The 7,263-nt window shown below is 44.0% G+C and carries 2 protein-coding genes; both read left to right on the forward strand.

Annotation, left to right across the window (positions count from 1 at the left end; genetic code table 11):
* Window positions 1-474 precede the first annotated feature (474 nt).
* Window positions 475-2,052 carry a DUF3502 domain-containing protein gene (locus GC102_RS21765; protein ID WP_171691350.1) on the forward strand — a complete coding sequence of 526 codons (1,578 nt, stop codon included), beginning with the start codon at window positions 475-477 and terminating at the stop codon, window positions 2,050-2,052.
* A 179-nt stretch (window positions 2,053-2,231) separates the two neighbouring features.
* Window positions 2,232-7,263, forward strand: a 5,032-nt coding sequence (locus GC102_RS21770; RefSeq protein WP_171691351.1) for a discoidin domain-containing protein, incomplete at its 3' end; no start/stop codon positions are given.

The following is a 7,263-nucleotide window of genomic DNA, read 5'->3' on the forward strand; positions in this document are numbered from 1 at the left end:
GATCAAAGAAAATCATAAAACAGAAAAAAGCATATTTTCCTTTAATAATTCGCTATTAGGCTCTATAAAAAATAATGTTTTCTTTAATTTCTATTTTTGATATAAGGAAGAACGATCTGCACGAGCCTCACCGTTGTTGGCTGAGATTCAAAAAGCATTCGAAAATTCTCTTCGCATGTCGAAAGAAAAGATGCTCATCAAGGGAGTGTCGAAAGTCGATAAAAACTTCAAAAAATTCACATATTAATGAAATGTATATTTTTTTAAGGATCACAATTGTAAATTATCAAAGGAAACTATATTTTTTTCTGTATTAAAGATCATCGTAATCTATTATTGTGAAATTGCAGTCAATAGTATCTGTGCTTTTCCATATAGGGGGAGATGAGGCTTAACGTTAACTTCTCGAATGTTTTGAATGGATTGTATGGATTGTAAGTCTCAAAATCGCGGATCTTAAAAAAGGAGGACAAAATGCTTAAACAGAAAAAGAAAATTGCATCAGCAATAGCTTTATCCCTTATTGTGCCCCTTGCGCTCGCCGGATGCGGAACAGATACGGGTAAACAAATTGAAGTGTCACCGAGCCAGACAGCCCAGGGTAAAGGACAACAGAGTGAACAGCCGGTAGAATTGACATTTTATATTGGTAATTCACCTGTTAAAGACATGGATCGAATTATGGAAGCGGCAAATAAGATCATTAAAGAAAAAATTAACGCAACTTTAAAGCTTGTCGTTACCGACTGGAGCACGTATCCGCAAAAAGTTAATCTGATGATTTCCTCGGGTGAACCGTTTGATCTCGCTTTTACCGGAAGTTTTGGAGAATTGAACTATTTCCAGAATGCTTCCAAAGGAGCTTTCAAGGATATCACCGAGCTTCTGGATAAGTATGCTCCAACGACCAAGTCGAGAGTGCCCGAGAATATATGGCAAGGCGTTAAAGTGAATGGTAAAATATATGGTTCCATTAATTACCAGGTATGGGGGATGGCCGGAGCTAGAGGGGTGCAGCTTCGAAAAGATTTGGTCGACAAGTACCAGTTCGATTGGAAATCGGCAAAGAAATGGGAGGACCTGACGCCATTTCTGGATGCTGTGAAAAAGGGCGAACCTGATTTGATTCCTTGGGAATACAGCAATCAGCAAGACAATTTTGCAGATATGTCCGTCGTTTATGGCATGGATTCTGTGGGAGATAATAAAATTCCCGGCTGGGTTCGGTATAACGATAAAGATATCAAGGTAATCAATCAATACGAAACTCAGGAGTATAAGGATTATCTCAAATTGTTCAGAAGCTGGTATCAAAAAGGCTACATTAAGAAAGATGCTGCGACAATGAAGGATTATGTACCGGACAGAAAAGCCAAACGAGTTGCCGCGTTATATGCCAACCCGTATCCTGACCTGGTTGACATGCCTGAGCTTGGCTCCTCTTCTTTCATGGCTATGGCGCCACCGGATGACAAGGTTTACAGTTACACCAAGAGGTTTACAGAGCCCTTTATCTCTGCCAATACTCCTTCAACTGCATTAGTTGCTGTAGGTGCCAATTCGAAGCATCCCGAAAAGGCGGTTCAACTGATCGAATTGCTGAATACGAATGATGAGCTATTCCATCTCCTGGCTTTCGGTCAAGATGGGAAAGATTACAAAAAGATTGGCGAAAAGAAAATTGACATGATAAAAGACCAATACAATTTTAACTGGTCTGAATGGGAAATCGGACAGTCTTATAACAGGATGCTGTGGGATCAGAACACCGATGTCGAATCGCGTGAAAAGTCTCTGGGCATCATTTATAAAGCTGATAAGACAGCAATGATATCGCCTGTGATGGGATTTGTATTTAATACGGAGCCGGTTAAAACCCAAATGGCCAACGTTGACGCGACTTTGAAAGAACTTCTATATGCGCTCGATTCGGGCACGGCAGATCCTGACAAATATTATGATGATTTCATAAAAAAATTGAAGAATGCCGGAGCCGACGATATTATCGCCGAGAAGCAGAAACAGATCAACGAATGGAAAAAAACAAAATAGCAAGTAAGCATGAAGCAAAGAATGATAAGCGCTAGCTTTTAGCGGGATTTATCAAGGGAGGGGCAGCAGGCTAAGTGCTGTTATGTGGATGAGCCTCGCTTTCCCTCCTGCTTTGGGAAAAGTGAAAGCGGTATCATCCCAGGCCGAACTACTAATACTTGAATGGGGGAATAACCCGAATGAAAAACAAATTAAAGCGATTTTTTTCTTTATTAGTAATAACCTCTATAATGGTTCCGTCGTTTTCGTTTATTAATACTAATCATGTAGAAGCGGCTCGAACGGACGGCACCGCGCCCTACATGAACCAATGGGCGGTTTCCGGTCCTTTTACCAATGAGCAATCTCTTGGAAACATCGTTCCTGTCATTGGCCAGTCTTTTGCCGATCCAAACAGCACAGAAACATCCACTTGGCAATATTTCGACGACCGTATCTTCAACCGCAACTATGATGATTACAATGATCTGTTGGGTTATTTTGATGTCAAACAGGGGCAGGATACACTCAATAAGTGGGTAGTGGCCGCGACCTATGTTTACAGCCCCACAGCACAAACGGTTCAGTGGCAGGTAGGCGGTTCGGGTGCGTATAAACTTTTTGCCAACGATATTCTCAGTGGACAACAAACTCAGATTCCAACTCGTCTGAACAAGTCCGGTACAAGATATGCAGTTAATTTAAAACAAGGTTGGAACGAGCTGTTCATTGAAATTCAGCATAAAAACCCTAGCACTTCAAGGAATTTTTTAGGATTTTATTCAAGACTTTGCGATAATAACGGAAATCAAATTTCGGGTCTAACCTACTCTGTAACAGGACCAAACGTAACCAACAACCAACTGAACATTGTTACACAGGGCCTTGCTATTGATAAACAAGCATTTGATGCCCGCAATGCAAATGTCCCGGCAAACGACTATCCGTCAAACACACTTCCAATTGCTTACGATGAAAATCCGTATGTATGGATGGTTTTCAAACTCGACAACGAAGTGAGTACATCATCTAATGCCGCGCAGGCGTCTCCTTTTACATTCCAGGCTGCGGGCGGAAATCCCGGCTACACTTGGGAAATTGCCGATGGTCAGTTGCCGCCCGGTCTGACATTGGCATCCGACGGCCACATTGAAGGTAAGGTTGCAGACGGCGCTCAGGGCACAACAAAAACAGATTATGCCTTCACATTGAAGGTAACGGACGCTCAAGGTTCTATTGCAACAAAGCAATATACGATAACGGTCAAGGAAAACCCGGTTGATTGGTTTATTGAGGGCAAGCTGTCGGCGCTGTCACACACCACAGGCACCTATCCGAACCTTTATGACCCGAACTACAACTTTGACGCGTGGGCACAGGCAGCTAAAGAAATGGGAATGACCATGCTTTCGACAGAAACCATTCAAGGCAAAGTTTACTACTGGCCGTCACCCAACGCAGTCTTAGATCCAAGCGACAGCAACTATACGTATAAATACAACGCTATGTACCAGTCTGAGGATGGCAAATGGCATGTCAAAGACAGAGTGATGGAGGCCAAGCAGGCTGTCGAGCGCTACGGCATGAAGTTTGGTATGTACCTAGCGCCAGGATACGACCAACCGCCGACAAGACAAGAAGTTTCAGTTTTGGATACCGACATGCAAGCTTTGGTAGCAAGATACAATCCATGGTATCTCTTTGTCGATGGTAATCCTGATGATCATCAAAATGTTGACGTGCCGTGGAGTTCTGCCCGCAACTATAACGACCGTGTTTTAATTGCGAAAAATTCCGATCCTCGATCGGGTGATGCAGATATTACATTTCACGAGCGTCCATTCTGGCAAAGTGAACCTTATAATAACGGTGGCTGGGTCAACGGTATTAAGCAACAAACAAGAAAAGTTGCCCATGAGGAATGGAACGATCCATTTACAACTGCATTAGATGTCTGGGCACAATACGCAAAGGGCAACGAACGCGACAATTGGATTGAGTTAACCAAGGAAATCATTGACCAATACGGACACGGTTATGTCATGAATTATGACCAGACCATTGGTAGAACCCGCGGTCCAGATAACCTGTCTAGTAATTTGGATAACACAAATATCTTCTCAATGGTGCCTATTGAGTCACAGAATGCGTTAGGTATGCGCAGCTCCATTGCAAAATGGATGGCAAATGCCGGTGGTCCGGACCTGCGTGAGTCCATGTACGGCACCTTGCCATACACCATGGATTACACCATTAAACCAGGCTGGAAAACCGACCCGCAGCAGGCTATCGCCTACGGTCAGGGTCCAGACTGGGGTTACGCAATGTCCCGTGACCAGTATGTCTATATGCACATGATCAAAAACCTGATTTCCGGCGTGAGCAAGGCAGGATTTACCGGCCAGGCCTCGATGAGCGGAATTGGTCCCTTCGATTACCCGGTTGACAAGGTCGAGTTGCTGAACAAGGGCGTTTCTCTGCCATTCACAACACAACAAAACAATGGCAAAACCTATATTACAATTGACACTTCAAGTGTTGTTGCAGACCCTATTGATACAATCATTAAAATTACAACAAAAAACCCTGCAAGAAAATACAAAATGACAAGTGTTAAAATGTTCAGCAGCCAAACTGAACCAAACAAACTGAAACTTAGAGCAGAGAGCTATATGAATAACTACACCAATTTTTTCGCACCTGCTACACTTAGCTACACAAGCGACAAAACAAGCGTAGCAACTGTAGACTCTGCAACAGGTTTGGTAACAGCTGTCGGTGACGGTACAGCTACAATCACAGTTACGGCAACCTATAATGATGGTCTGAACGCTCCTCAGGTGAAGACCGACACATATCCTGTAAAGGTGTCGGGCGGTGCGATTTCAGCTGCACTTCCGCTGGTTGGTGTTAATATGTTCACAAAAGGCGCTTTGTTCTGGGGACAATTCTCCACAAACCAAGACCTTCCTGTGACATTCCAGGGATTCACAGAAAAGGGCGGCACGGTTGATATTCTGGGCGGCACCAATATCAAGTACCACTATGCAACAGTGGACGGTAACCGTAACAACCCTACAGGTAAAATCATTGTAACTGAAGTGCCAGCAAATCAAGTACCGTTCGTTGTAAATGGCAACACCATGCAATTTACAAGTAAAGTTTCCACCCCTACGATGTACTGCTATTGGGCTGACATCACTGTAGACGGAAAGACATTTACATCAACCCGTAACTACATTACTCTTATTCCGGATGTAAACGTTGCAGCTGGAATTACGCCGACAGTTACAAGCGACAGCATTAACGCAGCCAAATTATCTGACGGGATAATCAACGATTCGACCGGCGGCAATCGCGCAAAATGGGTAGCGCCGGCAAGCGCTGCAAATCCGAGCATCACGTATGATTTGGGCAAACTGCAAAAGCTTAACCGCGTTAATATCTTCTTTAATCACCATATGCCGAATGTCGACAACGTTACTTACTACAACGTGCCGAATAAGGTGAAGATTGAGTATAGCGTTGACGGAACAAATTGGATAGCAGGCAACGAAACAAACACATTGTCCGGCGGTGGATTGCCGACATCGAGAAATACACTGGCAGTTCCGAAAAGCGATACAACCTTATATGCTTGGGAGCAAGAGGGCTTGTATTACAACTATCCGGTTGATCCGAGCAAACCCGACGTGCAGGCGCGTTATGTAAGAGTATCCTTCCCTGGCGGGGGTCAAGGCGGCAGCCCGATTGATGTGCTGGAAGTTAAAGTATTCTCAGTAGGAGATTTAACAGCACTTGGAAGCATTAAGCTTGATCCGAAAATCGGAACGGATAACAAAAAGGTAACGGTTGATGTAAAAGGTTATTCCTTTTTAGGTGAACCTCTGGACCTAAGCGATGCGAACATCACGTTCACAAGCGATAAACCATCCGTTGCAGCAGTTGGCGCAGATGGGGTTATTACAGCCGGGGCAGAAGGCAAGGCCAAGATCACTGTATCTGTTAGGAAGGGCAGCTACATCGCAAGCGATTATATCTATGTTGATGTAGATGCTGACGGAAAAATAGTTCTAAACTCTTTCTTGAGAGAAGTAAAGCTTTCTCTAAATAAAACTACAATTCAATCGGATAAACCAGTCATTGCTTCAATTGATGGCCTATTAAATACTGGAGAAACAACTGATTTATCAAGGGCTGCTGTAGAATATCAATTTAGTGATGCAAGGTTATCCGTTGTTGAGGGCAGCAATACAATCATAGTTAAAGGCGATATAGGTAGTGGATTTAATGCGACTGTTGTTGTAAAGGTTACTTTAGACGGGGTAACCGCTGAAAGTCGTCCTATGACAATTGCTGCAGTTAGGAATATTATCCCTCAGTCAAAAATGACGGCAACGGCGACGAGCCAGGAAATGAATCCTGGCACAGACAACTCTGCTTCCATGGCGATTGACGGAAATCCACAAACGATTTGGCATACAAAGTGGAATGGATCCGACGTTCTCCCCCAATCGATTACGTTAAATCTTGGAGGAACCTACAATATCGATTCAATCTCCTATTTGCCAAGGCAATCAGGCGGCAGCAATGGAATTATTACAGGCTATAACGTATATGTAAGTACGAATGGAGTAGACTTTGCCAAGGTTGCAAACGGAACTTGGGCAAACGATAGTAAAGAGAAAATCGTCAATTTTGCTTCGACAGCTGCATCGTATGTCAAGCTCGAAGCAACGGCGGGTAATGGCGGCTGGGCATCAGCTGCGGAGATTAATGTCTCTGAAGCAAAAGCAGTTGTAAAAACTATAGTAGATTACAAGTCGGTTGCTATGGATACGAACTTAGGCGTAATACCATCACTACCTGCACAGATCGAGGCTGTATACAACGATGGAACAACTGGATTAGTTGACGTTGCATGGGACCCGATTACTTCAGATATGGTAGCGAATGTGGGAGTTTTTACCGTTAACGGCACAGTCGAAGGAACGGCAATAAAAGCAAAAGCCGTCTACAGGGTAGCGGGAGTAGCGGATAAACAACCGCCATTGACTACGGACAATGCGCCAAGCGGCTGGGCCAATCGAGATATTACGGTTATCTTAAGCGCAAGCGACATCGGCTCGGGAGTTGCCGATACCCATTACATTGTAGACGATGGCGCTGAGCAAACGGGAACTTCTGTCGTATTGTCGACAGAGGGACTTCATAAGCTTGTTTATTGGAGCG

The organism is Paenibacillus germinis (assembly GCF_013141785.1).
GTDB lineage: Bacteria > Bacillota > Bacilli > Paenibacillales > NBRC-103111 > Paenibacillus_E > Paenibacillus_E phytorum.

Coding starts and splice junctions, on each gene's coding strand:
- GC102_RS21765 (WP_171691350.1), top strand. CDS start 475: ATGCTTAAACAGAAAAAGAAAATTGCATCAGCAATAGCTTTATCCCTT.